Annotated in this window: 14 protein-coding genes; 6 read left to right on the plus strand and 8 right to left on the minus strand. The window is 35.7% G+C overall.

Features of this window, described 5'->3' with window-relative positions:
- Window positions 1-135 precede the first annotated feature (135 nt).
- The 4 genes from ACJAT0_RS02675 (at window position 136) to ACJAT0_RS02690 (ending at window position 5,318) form a co-directional block, all read left to right on the plus strand.
- Window positions 136-3,588, plus strand: a complete 3,453-nt coding sequence (locus ACJAT0_RS02675; protein ID WP_415180397.1) for a pyruvate carboxylase — start codon at window positions 136-138, stop codon at window positions 3,586-3,588.
- 29 nt (window positions 3,589-3,617) lie between these two features.
- Window positions 3,618-4,031 carry a Holliday junction resolvase RuvX gene (gene ruvX, locus ACJAT0_RS02680; RefSeq protein ID WP_374003086.1) on the plus strand — a complete coding sequence of 138 codons (414 nt, stop codon included), beginning with the start codon at window positions 3,618-3,620 and terminating at the stop codon, window positions 4,029-4,031.
- 203 nt (window positions 4,032-4,234) lie between these two features.
- The gene (def, locus tag ACJAT0_RS02685; RefSeq protein WP_374003085.1) at window positions 4,235-4,828 is read left to right on the plus strand and encodes a peptide deformylase; all 594 of its coding nucleotides are present in this window, start codon (window positions 4,235-4,237) and stop codon (window positions 4,826-4,828) included.
- A 91-nt stretch (window positions 4,829-4,919) separates the two neighbouring features.
- Entirely contained in the window at window positions 4,920-5,318 is a 399-nt protein-coding gene (locus tag ACJAT0_RS02690; protein ID WP_415180398.1) for a DUF5606 domain-containing protein, read from the plus strand.
- Window positions 5,319-5,553: 235 nt separating this feature from the next.
- Here the strand turns inward: ACJAT0_RS02690 and ACJAT0_RS02695 are convergent, their stop codons facing one another.
- The 4 genes from ACJAT0_RS02695 to rlmD are packed head-to-tail and all read right to left on the minus strand — an operon-like array spanning window position 5,554 to window position 9,665.
- Window positions 5,554-6,249 carry a DUF6048 family protein gene (locus tag ACJAT0_RS02695; RefSeq protein WP_415180399.1) on the minus strand — a complete coding sequence of 232 codons (696 nt, stop codon included), beginning with the start codon at window positions 6,247-6,249 and terminating at the stop codon, window positions 5,554-5,556.
- Window positions 6,230-6,742, minus strand: a complete 513-nt coding sequence (locus ACJAT0_RS02700; RefSeq protein WP_415180400.1) for a DUF6452 family protein — start codon at window positions 6,740-6,742, stop codon at window positions 6,230-6,232. Before ACJAT0_RS02700 ends, ACJAT0_RS02695 begins: the two co-directional genes overlap by 20 nt.
- The gene (locus ACJAT0_RS02705; RefSeq protein WP_415180401.1) at window positions 6,735-8,240 is read right to left on the minus strand and encodes a TlpA family protein disulfide reductase; all 1,506 of its coding nucleotides are present in this window, start codon (window positions 8,238-8,240) and stop codon (window positions 6,735-6,737) included. The genes ACJAT0_RS02700 and ACJAT0_RS02705 overlap by 8 nt, the downstream gene beginning before the upstream one ends.
- A 6-nt stretch (window positions 8,241-8,246) precedes the next feature.
- Window positions 8,247-9,665: a 23S rRNA (uracil(1939)-C(5))-methyltransferase RlmD gene (gene rlmD / locus ACJAT0_RS02710; RefSeq protein ID WP_415180402.1), complete on the minus strand. Its 1,419-nt coding sequence runs from the start codon at window positions 9,663-9,665 to the stop codon at window positions 8,247-8,249.
- An 804-nt stretch (window positions 9,666-10,469) separates the two neighbouring features.
- On the opposite strand from rlmD, the gene rocD reads away from it, so the two are divergent.
- Both rocD and ACJAT0_RS02720 read left to right on the plus strand, forming a co-directional pair.
- Entirely contained in the window at window positions 10,470-11,747 is a 1,278-nt protein-coding gene (gene rocD, locus ACJAT0_RS02715) for an ornithine--oxo-acid transaminase (protein WP_415180421.1), read from the plus strand.
- 652 nt (window positions 11,748-12,399) lie between these two features.
- Window positions 12,400-12,519, plus strand: a complete 120-nt coding sequence (locus ACJAT0_RS02720) for a DUF2752 domain-containing protein (RefSeq protein WP_415180403.1) — start codon at window positions 12,400-12,402, stop codon at window positions 12,517-12,519.
- Between the two features lie 593 nt (window positions 12,520-13,112).
- Here ACJAT0_RS02720 and ACJAT0_RS02725 read toward each other — a convergent pair.
- From ACJAT0_RS02725 to ACJAT0_RS02740, 4 genes are all read right to left on the minus strand, one after another.
- On the minus strand, window positions 13,113-13,496 hold the full coding sequence (locus ACJAT0_RS02725) for a CCC motif membrane protein (RefSeq protein WP_415180404.1): 384 nt from the start codon (window positions 13,494-13,496) through the stop codon (window positions 13,113-13,115).
- 68 nt (window positions 13,497-13,564) lie between these two features.
- Window positions 13,565-13,924, minus strand: coding sequence for a CCC motif membrane protein (locus tag ACJAT0_RS02730; protein ID WP_415180405.1), 360 nt, complete (start codon window positions 13,922-13,924; stop codon window positions 13,565-13,567).
- Between the two features lie 61 nt (window positions 13,925-13,985).
- Window positions 13,986-14,282 carry a DUF2752 domain-containing protein gene (locus ACJAT0_RS02735; RefSeq protein WP_415180406.1) on the minus strand — a complete coding sequence of 99 codons (297 nt, stop codon included), beginning with the start codon at window positions 14,280-14,282 and terminating at the stop codon, window positions 13,986-13,988.
- Between the two features lies 1 nt (window position 14,283).
- Window positions 14,284-16,350 carry a T9SS type A sorting domain-containing protein gene (locus ACJAT0_RS02740; protein WP_415180407.1) on the minus strand — a complete coding sequence of 689 codons (2,067 nt, stop codon included), beginning with the start codon at window positions 16,348-16,350 and terminating at the stop codon, window positions 14,284-14,286.
- Between the last annotated feature and the right edge of the window lie 56 nt (window positions 16,351-16,406).

The following is a 16,406-nucleotide window of genomic DNA, read 5'->3' on the forward strand; positions in this document are numbered from 1 at the left end:
ATCATAGAAAACGCGTTATAATTTGTCGGAAATCGCATGCGATATTTTACCAGAACTATCTGTCATGACGACACTTTAAAATAAAACAGGCATTAAAATTAAATTTCTTATTTTAAAAGACAACTTACAACTCTTATGAAAATTAAAAAATTATTAGTGGCAAACCGTGGCGAGATTGCTATACGTGTATTAAGAGCTTGTACCGAGCTTAATATAAAGACTGTGGCTATTTACACGTATGAAGACCGCTATTCTTTGCACCGTAATAAGGCAGACGAATCCTATCAAATAGGAGCAAATGATCAACCTTTGAGGCCTTATTTAGACATGGACGAGATTGTAGGTCTTGCCGTCGATAAAGGAGCGGATGCTATTCATCCTGGTTATGGTTTTTTATCTGAGAACTCAGATTTTGCACGAAAATGTGCGGAGAATGGAATCATATTTATAGGTCCTGATCCAGAGGTGATGGACGCTTTAGGAGACAAGATAACCGCAAAAAAGATAGCCGTAAAATGTAGTATTCCTATAATTCAAAGTAGTGAGAAGCCTCTCACTACTTTGCAAATAGCAAAGCAGGAATCTAAGAAAATAGGCTTCCCTATTATGTTAAAGGCAGCTTCTGGTGGTGGTGGTCGAGGTATGCGTATTTTAAGGAAAATAGAAGACCTTGAAATATCTTTTGATAGTGCTCGTAATGAAGCTTTAAACGCCTTTGGAGATGACACCATGTTTCTAGAAAAATATGTGGAAGACCCTAAACATCTGGAAGTACAAATTGTTGCTGACCGCCATGGAGAAATACGTCATCTATATGAAAGAGATTGTTCGGTACAACGCCGTCATCAAAAAGTAGTTGAGGTGGCACCTTCCTTTAATGTATCTCAAAAGGTAAAGGATCAATTATACAAATATGCTATTGCTATTACAAAAGAAGTAAATTACAATAACATAGGTACGGTAGAGTTTCTTGTCGATAAGGAAGATCATGTTTTTTTTATAGAAGTAAACCCGCGTATTCAAGTGGAACACACGGTTACAGAAATGGTCACTGGGATAGATCTTGTAAAAACACAAATTTTTATTGCTGCAGGATATAAATTAGCTGATGAGCAAATTAAAATCTACGGACAGGAGAGTCTCGCCACTTATGGTTATGCCATGCAGTGTAGATTAACCACAGAAGACCCATCCAATGATTTTACACCTGACTACGGTAAGATCACTACTTATCGAAGTGCGGCAGGAATGGGTATACGACTTGATGCGGGTAATATATATTTAGGATATAAAGTGAGTCCTTTTTTTGATTCGATGTTGGTAAAAGTATCATCCCATGGTCGCACATTGGATGGAGCAGTTCGAAAAATGTCACGTGCTTTAAAGGAATTTAGAATACGCGGGGTAAAAACGAATATTCATTTCTTACAAAATGTAATCACTCATCCCGTATTTAGGAATGGTGCTGTAACCGTCAATTTTATTCAGAATACGCCAGAGTTATTTGATGTCATATTGCCTCAGGACCGGACTTCTAAAGCCACAGAATATCTAGCTGAAGTAATAGTAAATGGTAACCTTGACATTAAAAATATAGATCGGAAGAAGGTGTTTAGAACTCCGAAAATTCCAGTTTACGATCCTAAGTCACCTTTTCCTAAGGGGACAAAAGATTTGTTGACAGAACTAGGTCCAGAAGCTTTTTGTAACTGGCTTCTTAAGGAAAAAAAAATCCATATCACGGATACCACTATGAGAGATGCACATCAATCCTTGCTGGCCACACGCATGAGGTCCTTTGATATGTTAAAGGTTGCTGAAAGTTTTGCAAAAAACCAAGCACAGACTTTCAGTATGGAAGTTTGGGGTGGAGCAACTTTTGATGTGTGTATGCGTTTTTTACATGAAAGTCCTTGGACGAGACTTAGAGAATTACGAAAGGCTGTACCTAATATACTTCTTCAAATGTTATTGAGAGGCTCTAATGGAGTAGGTTATAAGGCCTACCCAGACAATCTGATTGAAAAGTTTGTTGAGAAATCGTGGGAAAATGGAGTGGACGTATTTAGAATTTTTGATTCTTTGAACTGGATAAAAGCAATGGAGCCGAGTATTAATTATGTGCGAGAAAAAACAGGAGGTATTGCCCAAGCCGCCATTAGCTACACAGGAGATATCTTGGATCCCAATCAAACCAAATATAATCTGAAGTATTATATCCAATTAGCTAAAGATCTTGAAAATGCCGGTGCCCACATGATTGCTATTAAAGATATGGCTGGACTCTTAAAGCCTTATGCTGCTACTGAGTTAGTTGCCGCATTAAAAGATACCGTCTCCTTGCCTATACATTTACACACTCATGACACATCATCTTTACAAACAACTACTTATTTAAAAGCTATAGAGGCTGGGGTAGATGTAATTGATTGTGCGTTGGGCGGCTTATCGGGTCTGACGTCCCAGCCCAATTTCAATTCGGTTGTAGAGATGCTCAAGTATCAAGATCGAGCGCCTGAGTTTCACATAGATTCCCTTAATAAATTTTCTAATTTCTGGGAAGATACCCGGGAGTTGTATTATCCATTTGAATCTGGTTTAAAAGCAGGTACTGCTGAGGTATATCGGCATGAAATACCAGGTGGTCAATATTCTAATTTGAGACCACAAGCTGCAGCCTTAGGTTTAGAGGATCGTTTTGAAGAAGTAAAATTAATGTACGCAGAAGTCAATGCTATGTTTGGTCATTTGATAAAGGTAACTCCTAGTTCAAAAGTGGTAGGTGATATGGCTATTTTTATGGTGACTAATAATCTGACTGCTAATGATGTTATGGAAAGAGGACATGAGATTTCTTTCCCAGATTCAGTGATTAGTTTTTTCAAAGGTGACTTAGGACAACCAGTAGGCGGATTTCCTAAAAAAATACAAAAAATTATTCTCAAAAATGTACTTCCTTATACAGATCGTCCTAATGCTCATTTAGAACCTATAGATTTTACCAAGGAGTTTAGTGCTTTTAAACGCAAGTTTCAGAAAGGATTTACACGCACTATTGAGTTAGAGGACTTTTTATCTTTTATGTTGTATCCCAAAGTTTTTGAACAAGCTCACGAGAACTACAAGAAATACGGAAATATTTCATTGATACCTACTAAGAATTTTTTCTATGGAATGGAGTTAAGAGAGGAAATATTAATAGAATTAGAGCCAGGTAAAACTGTAATTATCAAGTTGCTTTCTATTAGTATTCCCAATGAAGATGGTATTCGTACGATCTTTTTTAAAGTGAACGGAGAAAATAGGTCTGTGGATATACTAGATAAGTCGATACATATTATCAAAAATGAAAATGCAAAAATAGACCTAGCTAATCCATTAGAAATTGGAGCACCGTTGCAAGGCTCTTTATATAAGGTATTTGTAAAGAAAGGACAAAAGGTTAAGAAAAATGAGCCGTTATTTGTTATTGAAGCTATGAAAATGGAGAATACCGTTGCAGCTACTAGAACTGGTACGGTAGCCTCTATTACTTTAAAGGCTGGTACTATGGTGACTAAAGATGATCTTGTATTAACTTTAGTGTGAGTCGAGAATAGTTTATTTTTGTAATAATTATGGCAAGATTACTAGCAATAGATTATGGTAAAAAACGAACAGGAATAGCTGTGACAGATCCCATGCAAATTATAGCATCAGGTCTTACTACTGTTGCGACTCGCGATCTTACTAATTTTCTTATAGATTACTTAAGTAAAGAAGAGGTTGACACCATCATTCTAGGGGAGCCTAGACAAATGGATTACACGGATAGTGAGTTGGCTCCATGGCTCAGGAAATATACCCTCCAATTACAAGAGTTATTTCCTAAAGTTAAAATTGAACGTGAAGATGAGCGTTTTACGTCAAAAATGGCGCATGCAGCCATGCTCGCTGGTGGCCTCAAAAAGAAGCAACGACAAAACAAAGCGTTAGTAGATGAAATTGCTGCGGCTATTATTTTGCAGAGTTATATGGATCGAATGAGATAATGTTCCCTATTGATTGTTGAATTTTTGAATTCATCAAAAGGTAACATTTACTCGATACAGAACAATGTTTTGATTTGTTTAATGAAGTAATATAGATTACTGCAATTCAATTGCCATCATCATATGAGTGGAGCATGATTAGAAAACAAATAAATTAACATGTCTTATAAGGCATTAAACAGTATAAATTAATCATTTAGAATATGATTTTACCAATAGTCGCTTATGGCGATCCAGTTTTAAGAAAAAAGGCAAAGAAAATCACTCCTGAGCATGTGGAATTTAAAGAGATTCTCGAAAATATGTGGGAAACCATGTATAATGCTAAAGGATTGGGGCTTGCTGCACCCCAAGTGGGGTTGCCTATTCGACTATTTTTAGTGGACACGTCTCCTTTCGCAGGTGATCCGGATTTTTCAGAGGAGGAAGCAAGTGAATTAAGCCAATTTAAAAAGGTTTTTATAAACGCAGAAATTATTGAAGAGAACGGAGAAGAGTGGGCCTTTAATGAAGGTTGCTTGAGCATTCCCAATGTAACGGAAGACATTTTCCGAAAGGAAGAAGTCGTTATACGTTACCTAGATGAAAACTTTATAGAACACACGCATACTTACAACGGTATGATTGCAAGAGTGATACAACACGAATATGACCATATAGAAGGTGTGTTGTTTACGGATAAAATTTCAAGTCTTAAAAAGCGTTTGATCAAAGGAAAACTCTCTAATATTTCTAAGGGTAAAACTAGTGTGGAATACCGCATGCGTTTTCCAGAAGTAAAAGGTAGAAAACAATAACAGCCTATTTATAAATAAATTTTGTAACCTCCGCATAATTGATGGTATTGATTGTAATTCTATATATTTGTGACTGTTAAAAAAAGAAAATATGACTTTAGAAAATATACTTTCTGTTACGGGAAAGCCAGGTTTATATCAGTTAAAGAATAAAGCCAAAAGTGGTTTTGTAGTAGAATCCTTATTAGATAAAAAAACTTCTATAGTAGGTATTAATCATAATGTGAGTGTGTTAAAAGACATCTCTATTTATACTTATACAAAAGAAATCCTCTTAAAAGAAGTATTTAAAAAAATAGCAGAAAAGGAAACCAACGGCCCTACTATCAGCCATAAATCGGGTAAAAAAGAGCTAGAAGCTTATTTTAATGAAATACTTCCTGATTATGATGAAGAGCGTGTTTATGCTAGTGATATAAAAAAAATAGTGCAATGGTATAATATTCTTCAAACTAATGATCTTTTAGGAACTCTAGAAGAAGAAGAGTAAAACTGCTATTTTACTAAAACTAAAAAGCCTTTTCACCAGTGGAAAGGCTTTTTAGTTTTATTCTCTTTCTCATTTATGGTAGCCCGATCGATTTTGTTCTCAGACTCACAAAGATTTGTCGGTAGTTTGTGTTGATTATGATTATATAAAAAAGTGTTTTTTTATTTGCTCATAGGTTTTATATCATATGTTTTTTCACAACTAATGGAATATCGAACAAGATTCAATCTTCTTCCTATTTCTTAAAAAACGGAATGCGGTACATGATTCCATAAGAATATCCTACGCCTATGTTACCCGTGTCAAAAGTTTTTCCGTAGCCTGGAACATAAAGATTATCAAAATTATCAGGTGTTTTTTCTGTTAGTTGGTGTTTTAATTGAAAGTTTGCGATGAGGTATACATTGTTTAAAACTTCCACTTTAATTCCTAATTGGATTTCTAACCATATCATATGCAACCCAGAGAACTCTCTATCCACTACATTAGTGTAAACAGGAAAGTAATTGTTATCTGTATTATAATCATATCTGTGTAGTGTTTGAGACATGTTTGCATAACCTAATCTGGCACCCGCATATATCATGTTGTCCATGTCCAGCCAGTTTTGATACATATTATAATCTACACCAGCTTTTATAAAAGAGCCTGAAGTCTTATAATCTATACGTTCACTTTTTCTGTCGAGTGATTCATTGCCTATTTCTCCGGCGACGTACAAACGTTTGGACAGTCTATAATCGGCTAGAATTTGAAAGCCAGTATATTCGTCATCGATACTGGTTCTTATTAAACTAGCAAGATCTATTCCCGTGCGCAAACCATAGGTTTGTTTATAGATAATGCTGTCTTTTTTGATCTCGTTTTCGCCTTGCGCAGTACTTAGAAAACAAGTCAAAATAGCTGCTATACTAATGTAATATTTGAACATGAATGTCTGTATTATTAGTTACATTTTCTAGTACTACAACAGCTTGTTGAATCCATTGCGTTCCCGTAGATTCTGCTATTTGCTCAAATGATAAGTTGTTATAAATGATTTTGAAGCCGCAGGCTCTACTTACGTATTCTTCTTCTAAAACATAGTTGAAATCTATATGGTCAGAATTTATAGTGCCGTCCTCGGTAAGAACTAATTTGTAACTGGTAGTGCTACTGTTTGTACGCAATGGGATAGAAATGCTTTCTGTGTCATTAAGAGAGGTCGAACCAGTGCTGTCTAATGGAGCAAAATCGCTACTTCCTATTTCTTGCACTTGAATGCGATCTACCGCTTTATTTTCTGACGGGCTCGATGCATCTTTGAATTCAATGACCATCCTAGGCGTCACCGCTTGATCCGGTGTGCACAAATCATCCTTTTCACAACTGTTGAAGAGAATTGTTGCGGTAAGAATTAAAAAAACAGTATAAAATCTATTCATTATAATTACTTAGTGTGTTTTTCAGGTTAACTTCCTTTTCATTAATCAGCTTTGATAAAATAGCTGAAGTTGGGCCATAACTGGGTCTGTGTATGTAATCAGAAAGTACTTGATTTCCTTTTTTGTCAAAAATAGTGTAGGTAGGAAACCCTTCCAGTTCTATTTGTTTTTGAACAATTCTACCTTGCTTTGTAGTCAGGAAATAATGTTTGCCTTTGATCTTAAATTCTGCAATAGAAGGTATATACCCATTTTCTTTACTCTCATGGCATAAATAAATAAATTCTACCTCTTCCTTAAACTTCTCGTGAAGTGCAGGGGAAGCCTCTTTAAACTCTGCTTTACAAGGGCCGCACCAGGTAGCCCAGTGGTCTATGTAAATCACTTTTCCTTTTGCGTTGGAAACAATTTCTGCTATGAATTTTGAGGCATCGTCACTTTGAAAAGTTAGTAATTGAGCTTCGGAGGGGATTTGTGGTTTTTCTAACAGATCTTTTGTTTTAAAATACTGCTGTTCCATAAAAGGAAGTAGATCAGAACCTGTAAAATAATCATCCATATAGGAAGCGTTATTTTCATAAAGTTTTGTAGAATGATCATTCAAATCTCTCATAATTAACATAGCAATGGTATGCTGATTTAAATAACTATCTTTTTTCATAGCCGTTTCGATGATGGTTTGATCTATTTCTATGGAGGTTGCTTGTGGAGCCTTTTGTTCTATCTCTTTAGAATCAAAGGAGTGATTATTATACAACAGGTTATTTACGGCAGTTGTATTTATTAGGTCTTGTTTTTCTAATTTGGGTAAATTATTTAAGTCCTCGTAATAAGAGCTGTTCATTTCTGGTGTTCCCTTACCGTAATAATTAGCATAAGACGCATAGTCCATTTTTATATTAAGGGTAGCAAATTTCTTATCTGCGTTGATATAATCTTTTAGGAATTTATTTACGGTCTTATCATTTAAAAATATACTGTAATAATCCTGAATCTTTTTTGTATTTTTTTCTATAAATTTTTCTAAATCACGATAATCCAGTTGGTTTCCTTCCTCAAAAAAAGCATCTGTTTTAAGCGGATTTCCATTTAGGTATGATTGAAGTTTCTTTTGAGTCGTTGCTGTTTTACCACTGAATTTTATACTGTTTTTAAAAGCATCTGGATCTTTACTCTCTGTATAATTTACGGTAATACTATCACCAGGGATAGCCAGAATTTGAAAGCTATTGTTCCCGTAGAAAGTCAGCGTGTTTGCTCTTGTGAAATCGATAGAAGTAGTAAAGTCGCCCTGATCATTTATTATCGCATCCTGTTGAAAGGGTAGTTTAGTCCACATATCAAAGCCATAAATAGTAATTTTTTCTAGAATTAAGGAATCCCTCAGTTGTACATTACCAGATATAACCACTGGCTGGGCTATTTTAGGTGCTTCTTTATTTTCCCTACAAGAACACGTAATTATAACAATCGCGATTACCCAAAATAGTTTTTTCATAACCTGCTATTTTTTTAATTCTAGTAAAACCACATTTTCTACATGATGTGTTTGAGGAAACATATCTACGGGTTGCACTTTTACAATCGCATATATCTCCTCTAGTAACGCAAGATCTCGTGCTTGTGTTGCACTGTTACAACTTACATAAACAATGCGCTCGGCACTTATTTTAATCAATTGTGCTACTACATCTTTATGCATTCCATCGCGCGGTGGATCTGTAATGATTACGTCTGGCTGTCCATGTTCATCAATAAAGTCTTGGGTAAAGACCTCTTTCATGTCACCTGCAAAGAAGCTAGTGTTTTCTATGCCGTTGTGTTTCGCATTGGTTTTGGCATCTTCTATGGCTACTGGAATAGATTCAATTCCTACCACATGTTTGGCTTTTTTGGCTACAAACTGTGCGATAGTTCCAGTTCCTGTATACAAATCATAAACAAGTTCCTCTCCAGTTAAACCTGCAAAATCCCGTGTGATTTTATACAACTCATAAGCTTGTTTACTATTGGTTTGATAGAAAGATTTTGCATTAATTTTGAACTGCAAACCTTCCATTTCTTCAAAGATATGGTCGCGGCCATTATAGCAAATTACATCTTGATCATAAATCGTGTCATTTGCTTTTTCATTTATAATGTATTGCAATGACGTTATTTGTGGAAAGGATTCTTTTAAATGATTCAACAAGGCGATTCTTTGTGTCTCGTTATCTTGGAAAAATTGGATAACGACCATATTCTCTCCTGTTGATGACATGCGGAGCATTAAAGTTCGCAATGTTCCTGATTTTTCTCTAGGATTGAAGTAGGCTATGTTTTCCGCTTTCGCGAAAGCGTGTACACTCAATCTAATATCTTCTCCTATTTGAGGGTGTAGATGGCACTCGTCCAAGTGTAAAATTTTATCCCACATACCTGGGATATGAAAACCAAGCGCTTTTTTATCTTCAATTTCTACGTCACTTTGAATTTCTTCTAATGTTAACCATCGGCTTGCCGAAAAGCTGAATTCCATTTTGTTGCGGTAACGGTATTGTTCTGAAGAACCAGCAATAGGAGTTATTTCTGGAAGCTCCAGATGCCCTATTCTTTTTAGGTTCTCTGTCACTTCTTTTTGCTTGAAGTACAGCTGGCTTTCATAAGTCATGTGCTGCCATTTGCAGCCACCACAAGTGTTGAAATGCTTGCAAACTGGCTCTGCTCTTCTGTCGCTGAGCTCAATAAATTTAGTCACACGACCTTCATAAAAAGACTTCTTTTTCTTATAGGTCTGGATGTTTACCACATCACCAGGGACAGCTTCTGTCAGGAAAATAACTTCTCCTTCTTCTGTTTTTGCAACACTTTTACCTCTTGCGCCAGCATCTACAACTGGTACATTTTCAAAGGTTTTTTGGGCTCTTTTTCTTCTTTTTGACATAGGTTTCAAAATTAATGTAATTATATCAGTTAGTATTTTAATTTACAGGAATAAATTTTCTGTTTTTCTTTCTAATTCTACAGTTCGACAGGCTCGGTTAACGCTAGTGCAGCGCGCGTATTTTTGTGTAAGCAGAAAGCATCATTGAGCTTTGAAAGATGGATGATTCCGTATTTTACTAATGTTGCGTATAGGCAAGTTATGCACAGACAAACTTCGTGCATCCAATTTTTTACCATTATTTTCTTTTTTTTCCATCGCTTATTTATAAGAACCTATAGGTATACTCAAAGCATTTAGGTTTTCGGAGAATTTAGCGGATTTATTTTTTCTTTTGTTAAGGCATAAACTTTCAAGCATAGCTTATGTTAGGGTTGTAAATTTTAACGCAGAGAAAAGGAAAAAGAAAGAGCAGAAAATTCGGAAACCTAGGTGTTTTGATTATGTATCTTTATTTGGCTTTAAAATGTCTTGTGTCAATTGGTGGTTTCTTGTCCATTTTACGATGATAATAAACAGAATCTTAGATGTACCTCGATTCTGTTTTGCAGATGATGCTATTCTTAAATTTTAAAATTGAACAGTACAAAAGCGGGCTACAATTTTTAATTCTATAGTTTAAAGTAGTTTCTTTCATGTTTGTGTTGTCCATTTTAAATTAGGAACCGAGATGATTTCTATTAAGATCCTTTGAATAGCCAAGATTATCGATTTTCTTTAAGAAATTCACAAATTCTTAAAGCTTATTATTATAATGCTGTAATTGAAATGATTAAATTGCAGGAAACGAATAATAGCAGCGATATGAGCGTGGATACACAAAGCAAAGCACAACAATATATAAAACTAGAAGATAAGCATGGAGCACACAATTACCATCCATTACCAGTGGTACTTGAAAAAGGGGAAGGTGTTTATGTTTGGGATGTCGACGGTAAGAGATATTATGATTTCTTAAGTGCTTATAGTGCTGTAAACCAAGGACATTGTCATCCTGCCATCGTAAATGCTATGAATGATCAAGCACAAACCTTGACGCTTACATCAAGAGCATTTCACAATGATAAATTAGGTCTGTATGAAAAATACATGACAGAGTATTTTCAATTTGACAAGGTGTTGCCCATGAATACTGGAGCTGAGGCGGTAGAAACGGCCATAAAAATTGCTCGTAAATGGGCTTATGAGAAAAAAGGAGTGGAGGAGCACGCTGCAAAAATTATAGTAGCTGAAAATAATTTTCACGGTCGTACGACTACTATTATTTCGTTTTCTAATGATGAAGGTGCCCGTAAGAACTTTGGTCCTTATACTCCTGGATTTATAAAAATACCCTATGACGATACGGTTGCTTTAGAGAAAGCATTGCAAGAAGAAAATGTAGCAGGATTTTTAATTGAACCTATTCAGGGAGAAGCAGGCGTTTTTACACCTCACGACGATTACATGAGAACCTCTCGCGATCTTTGTAAAAAGCACCATGCACTGTTTATAGCAGATGAGATTCAAACGGGTATCGCTCGAACTGGTGGCTTGCTAGCTGTTTGTGGTGATTGCAGCTGTGACGCACATTGTGAACGTCAAGAGGCGACTTACGCGCGTCCTGATATTTTAATATTAGGAAAAGCATTATCCGGTGGAGCTTATCCGGTAAGTGCCGTACTTGCAGATAATGAGGTAATGAACGTAATTAAACCTGGTCAGCACGGTTCTACTTTTGGTGGTAATCCTGTGGCTGCAGCCGTTGCAATAGCAGCATTAGAGGTTGTGAAGGATGAGCACTTGATCCAAAATGCACGTGCCTTAGGTACTTATTTCAGATCTGAAATCAACAAATACATCGATACAACAGACACGGTTACTCTGGTTAGAGGGAAAGGTTTGTTGAATGCCATTGTTATTAACGATACAGAAGATAGTGAGACCGCTTGGAACATCTGTTTGAGGTTGAGAGATAATGGATTGCTTGCAAAACCTACTCACGGGAACATTATTAGATTTGCGCCGCCTCTTGTTATGACTAAAGGACAACTTGATGAGTGTATAGCAATAATAATTAAAACTTTAAAAGAATTTGAATAGCATTAACTTATTCTAAATTAACTTTTGAATAAATCCAAATATTTTAGATTTGTGAAGTCGAATAATGGAAGCATAGCTTGTGTGGCGAGTTAGGCTTAACTAAAGCTGTGGTTGGTGTATGGTATTTCGATTTAAAATGAGGTAAAGTTATGGAACAACAAAAACAGCCTCAGTACACCACAATATAATTATCGAAACACTGATGGTTCTCCTTCCAAACTTTGGCTGACCGAATCGGTAACAGTTACCATATTATGTTGCTAGGTTTTGGAGTTGTTGTTATGTTTTATAGCTCGCAAGTAGAAAGCAAACACAGGTCGGGAGATTTTTAAGGAGCTATAAGTGTTCGTAATACCGCAAAAAATTGGTTCATAGTAGCTGCAGTAACTGCCGGTGTATGGTTGATTGTTTTGCATTTATAGGGGTTCTTGCAGCAATCGCTGATGGCGGATTCTTAGAGTGTTTAAGTTCAGAATTCCATAGAAGGAAAAATTCTTTTATTTTAGAAACGAAGATTATAGGGACTGCGTCCTTTTTAGGTAAGGCATACAGAGAAAATAACACCTGTTTTACATGACTATGTCAAACTTTATTCAGTGGAAGAGAGTACTTATTACATGCGGTGCATTGATCTTGATCGGCACCGCATTTTTTGTATTTAAAAATCACCATCCAGAAGGATCTTCTTTTTTCCCCTCAATGCTCTAGTAAACAACTAACAGGTTATTATTGTTCTGGCTGTGGATCACAACGAGCAGTTCATTCTTTATAGAATGGAAATTGAGAAAAGGCTTATAATTATAATCCCTTATTGTTTTTTCTATTGCCTTGTGGATTTCTAGTAGGTGTCTTTGAATGGATTTCTAAATTTAGAAATCACCCATTTAGAGTCGTCCTTATTCATAAATATCTGATTCTAATAGTACTTGTAGTTATCGTCATTTATATTTACAAGCGGTTATGGTCCCCGTTTAGGAGGAGTTAATTTACTTTTTAAATGTCGGATTTAATGAGTTTAATTTTCACTCTTATTTCTTATAATAATAGAAATGTGGCGCAACTATGGTTATATTTTTTTGTTCAGGAGCACAAAAAACAATTCAGATTCCTTAATGAAAGTTAAAAAGCAAATTGGTACAAGTAGATTTTGCATTGTAACTAGGTAATTATTCTATTAAAACTCCTTTCTAAAGGAAATGATTATATATGCTCTTCCTTGTTTTGCAGCACGGTGTGTGTTGAAGCGAAAGAGATAGGTATGAATTTTTGAGATATGTAAGTTTCACAAATAAGGTTGGAACTCGAGGAGTAGAACAAAAAAAGGGAAAGCGCTAGCTTTCCCTTTTTTAAGTATAAAGTGTTCTATTATAATCCAGAACAGGCAGTGTCTCTCATTTCTATATACTGACTTAGCTGGTCTTCTGTAACGCTTGGATTACCTTCCATTCCTTCTACAAATTTACTCCAAAATTCACAGGCAAACTCTGGTGAATTAGAAATCATGTAGTAGAGATAAATAATAAATGCCGTAAACAGCAGTGATACTATTAGAGCAATAATAGCCACAATTTTTGCACTATTCATCGCTTTTAAGTTGGTGTATTCTTCAGGATTAATACTGGCTTTTTTAATTTCAGAACGAGCTACAAAAAGGCCTATTAGGGAAGGTATCCATCCAATTCCGAAACAGCAGCATATAAAACCTACCGCAGATAATATGTATACTAATGTTGTATTTAATTTTTGCATGTTAATTTATTTTTGATTGTGAAAAAAAAAGGAAAGCGCTAGCTTTCCTTTTTTAGTAAAAATGTCAATTATATACATCCAGATTCTTCCATGGCATCTAACATAGGAGCCAGTTGATCTTCTGGCGTACCATTTTCTATAGACCAATCATAGATCCACTGATAGAATTCACATTCGTTAAGAGTGGCATAAATGAATATCGATAAACCTATTAAAGATACAACTAGAGAGACTATCGCTACAGTTTTAGCTGTTTTCATTGTTTTACCATTTACATATTCATCTGGATTTGTGTTGTATTTGTTAAGTTCTTTAGAGGCTACCACAAGAGCTATAATCGCTGCAATAGTTCCAATACCGTATAGCCAGCAACATAAAAGTCCTGCCACAGATAGGATGTAAACAAGGGTTGTATTTAATTTTTTCATGGTTGGGTTGTTGTTAAATTTAAAAGTTAGTAGTTGGTTTCTTCACAATGTTACATAATTTTTAATGAATTGCCATTTTTATAAAATAACTAGTAAGAATCGTGCCTATGGTTATCACCGTAGCCCACAGTTTAATTTGTTCACCGTTTCTAATATCTTTAAACCAGTCAAAAATAAGAAAAAAGAACAAAAAAATTCCTGGGAATAATCCAGGATATAGGAGAAAAGATTCGAAAATATTACCTTCAAGTAAAAAAGAAATGGACCGCTGGATTCCACATCCAGGACAATCCATTCCTATTAATTGTTTGCTCATACAAGGCAGCATCCAGCTATCGTCTATGAGAATTGATTTCATATTAGTTGGAAACGCTTACTTTTACAGTAGTTTCTTTACTATCCTGAGTGGTGATTTTAGTTATATAAATCGCACTAGACAGAGAAGCGGTATCAAAAATATAACTGGTTTGAGCTGTTGATAGCTTTTCAGAGAAGACTAATCTACCAGCAAGGTCGTACAGAGATATTTTTGTAACTTCTTTAAGATTTGGATTTAAAACGCTAAGTTTTCTAGTTCCATTATTTTGAAAGACATCAAAATTAGTTGCTTCTACTAGGTCACTTCCCAATGTGCTAGAAGTGTCTTTAAATGTGATTTCAAAGCGATCTGTGTAGTGACCTGATTCAATTAACAATGTTTTGTTTCCCGCTTTGATGTCGTGATACGTTCCTGTTTGTAAGTCGTGAAGGTAAACATGTGCTGGGTCAAAATTAGCCATAAATGCGATTTCAAACTCAACATCTATAGGAGCGGTAAAAGAGCTAGCTACTTGAATCCCTAATGGGATTGCCATATTTTCATCAAAAGCTTGTGAAGAAAGCCCATATTCACCACTAGTCCCTATTTGAATATAGGCATCGGTATTGATTCTTCCTGATATGGGACCTTCCCAAGCATAATCATAATCTTGAGAAGTACTGTCGTCAAAGATAAAACTCAACGGTCTCGCATAAAGTCCATTAGGGACTACATTAATGATCATTTTAGGAATTTGACTTGCTGCTATTGTGTTTTGTGGATCAGTGTTGCCAGGAGCAACTTTAAATAATGAAGTATCTCCATCTTCTCTTTGAAATACTCGCATGCTGTTGTTAAATTCAATTGCTTCTCCTGTAATGCCAGGTCCAAGGATTCCACCATTTATACCAGGAGAAATATTTGTTGTAGCAGCTTGCTCAAAAGCATCAGGTATCCCATTAATGTTTTCAGAATAATATACATCTGTATTGGTCCTTGATATAAAAAAACCTTGACCTATAGCAACATACCTTCTTTTACCGTCAGGATTTATATTGCCATTAGTTGATCCTAAAGGTCCTCCTGGAGGATTTGGTGGTCCTCCTACTGGTGTCGATAGATTGATAGTTCCATCATTATTTGTTCTTCTAAACACGGCTTCTTGATACGTCCCAGTTGTGGTGAATTCTCCTGTCAAAAGCTCTTTAGCAAAACCCAATGGGACATACCTGCCATAACCACCTAGGTAGCTGGTTAGCATGTGAGAACTTTCTTCTTGAGACTCCCAAAACTCTACCCATGGATCCATTTTAACATCATTCACCGATAACCCACCTTGATTACCGGCGTTTACTTCTATAAACTTCTTAAGATCCAGAGCGCTTGGATATGGATTTCCAGCAAGTGTCGCGTTGTCATTTCCCACTCCTACATAGATTGTACCGTTATTCGGGCGACCTCTAAAGTCATATCGTTGTCCAGTAGCTGCGTTAAAAGTGCCGTTGTTGAGGGTTCCATTATCAATCACTCCTTTCATAGTGAAACCATAACCAGATTTATTTGTTTGTGCTCCATTAAAAATACTCCAACCTGCATAACCAGTTGTTGCATTTCCCCCACTGTCATAGGTCCATAACCATCTACCAGCTATGCGCAGTGGTGTTCCATTTATACTACCGTCATCTGACTGACCGTATTGTGTACTATAACCTAATATTTGAGAGTCTCCAAATGTAGTAGTATAATCTGTTGTGGTGGGAGCTATCGCTCCTCCAGTATCTACTGTAGGATATTTGATTTGTGAGTTGCTAAAACCAACATTACCATCGACACCCGTGCTTTGATTGCTTACTGGTGAAGACCAGTAATTGTAACTGTATTCGTTTGAGGTTCCTTCTTGAAATAAAGAAATAAGCCCTGCCCCTTCATTAGGGGTATTAATACCTTGCATAAGTTGCGCTTCTTCTCTTAAATAAAGTTTAGAGTCAGCGTCTTCTAAATTGATTTCTTCCTTTACGAATATATCCGTTCCTTTGGAATAAATAAAATGATCTCCTTTGACAGTTAGCTGAGCTGTTGACATTTGGAAAGTGAAAACAATCGAAAATAAATATATAAATTTTTTCATAATACTATCTTAATGATCCAAAAGTAAATTATTAGGACGCTACATTTTATTTCTTT

Source organism: Nonlabens sp. (assembly GCF_047636915.1).
Taxonomy (GTDB): Bacteria; Bacteroidota; Bacteroidia; order Flavobacteriales; family Flavobacteriaceae; genus Nonlabens.

Coding starts and splice junctions, on each gene's coding strand:
- ACJAT0_RS02675 (WP_415180397.1), top strand. CDS start 136: ATGAAAATTAAAAAATTATTAGTGGCAAACCGTGGCGAGATTGCTATA.
- ruvX (WP_374003086.1), top strand. CDS start 3,618: ATGGCAAGATTACTAGCAATAGATTATGGTAAAAAACGAACAGGAATA.
- def (WP_374003085.1), top strand. CDS start 4,235: ATGATTTTACCAATAGTCGCTTATGGCGATCCAGTTTTAAGAAAAAAG.
- ACJAT0_RS02690 (WP_415180398.1), top strand. CDS start 4,920: ATGACTTTAGAAAATATACTTTCTGTTACGGGAAAGCCAGGTTTATAT.
- ACJAT0_RS02695 (WP_415180399.1), bottom strand. CDS start 6,249: ATGTTCAAATATTACATTAGTATAGCAGCTATTTTGACTTGTTTTCTA.
- ACJAT0_RS02700 (WP_415180400.1), bottom strand. CDS start 6,742: ATGAATAGATTTTATACTGTTTTTTTAATTCTTACCGCAACAATTCTC.
- ACJAT0_RS02705 (WP_415180401.1), bottom strand. CDS start 8,240: ATGAAAAAACTATTTTGGGTAATCGCGATTGTTATAATTACGTGTTCT.
- rlmD (WP_415180402.1), bottom strand. CDS start 9,665: ATGTCAAAAAGAAGAAAAAGAGCCCAAAAAACCTTTGAAAATGTACCA.
- rocD (WP_415180421.1), top strand. CDS start 10,470: ATGAGCGTGGATACACAAAGCAAAGCACAACAATATATAAAACTAGAA.
- ACJAT0_RS02725 (WP_415180404.1), bottom strand. CDS start 13,496: ATGCAAAAATTAAATACAACATTAGTATACATATTATCTGCGGTAGGT.
- ACJAT0_RS02730 (WP_415180405.1), bottom strand. CDS start 13,924: ATGAAAAAATTAAATACAACCCTTGTTTACATCCTATCTGTGGCAGGA.
- ACJAT0_RS02735 (WP_415180406.1), bottom strand. CDS start 14,282: ATGAAATCAATTCTCATAGACGATAGCTGGATGCTGCCTTGTATGAGC.
- ACJAT0_RS02740 (WP_415180407.1), bottom strand. CDS start 16,350: ATGAAAAAATTTATATATTTATTTTCGATTGTTTTCACTTTCCAAATG.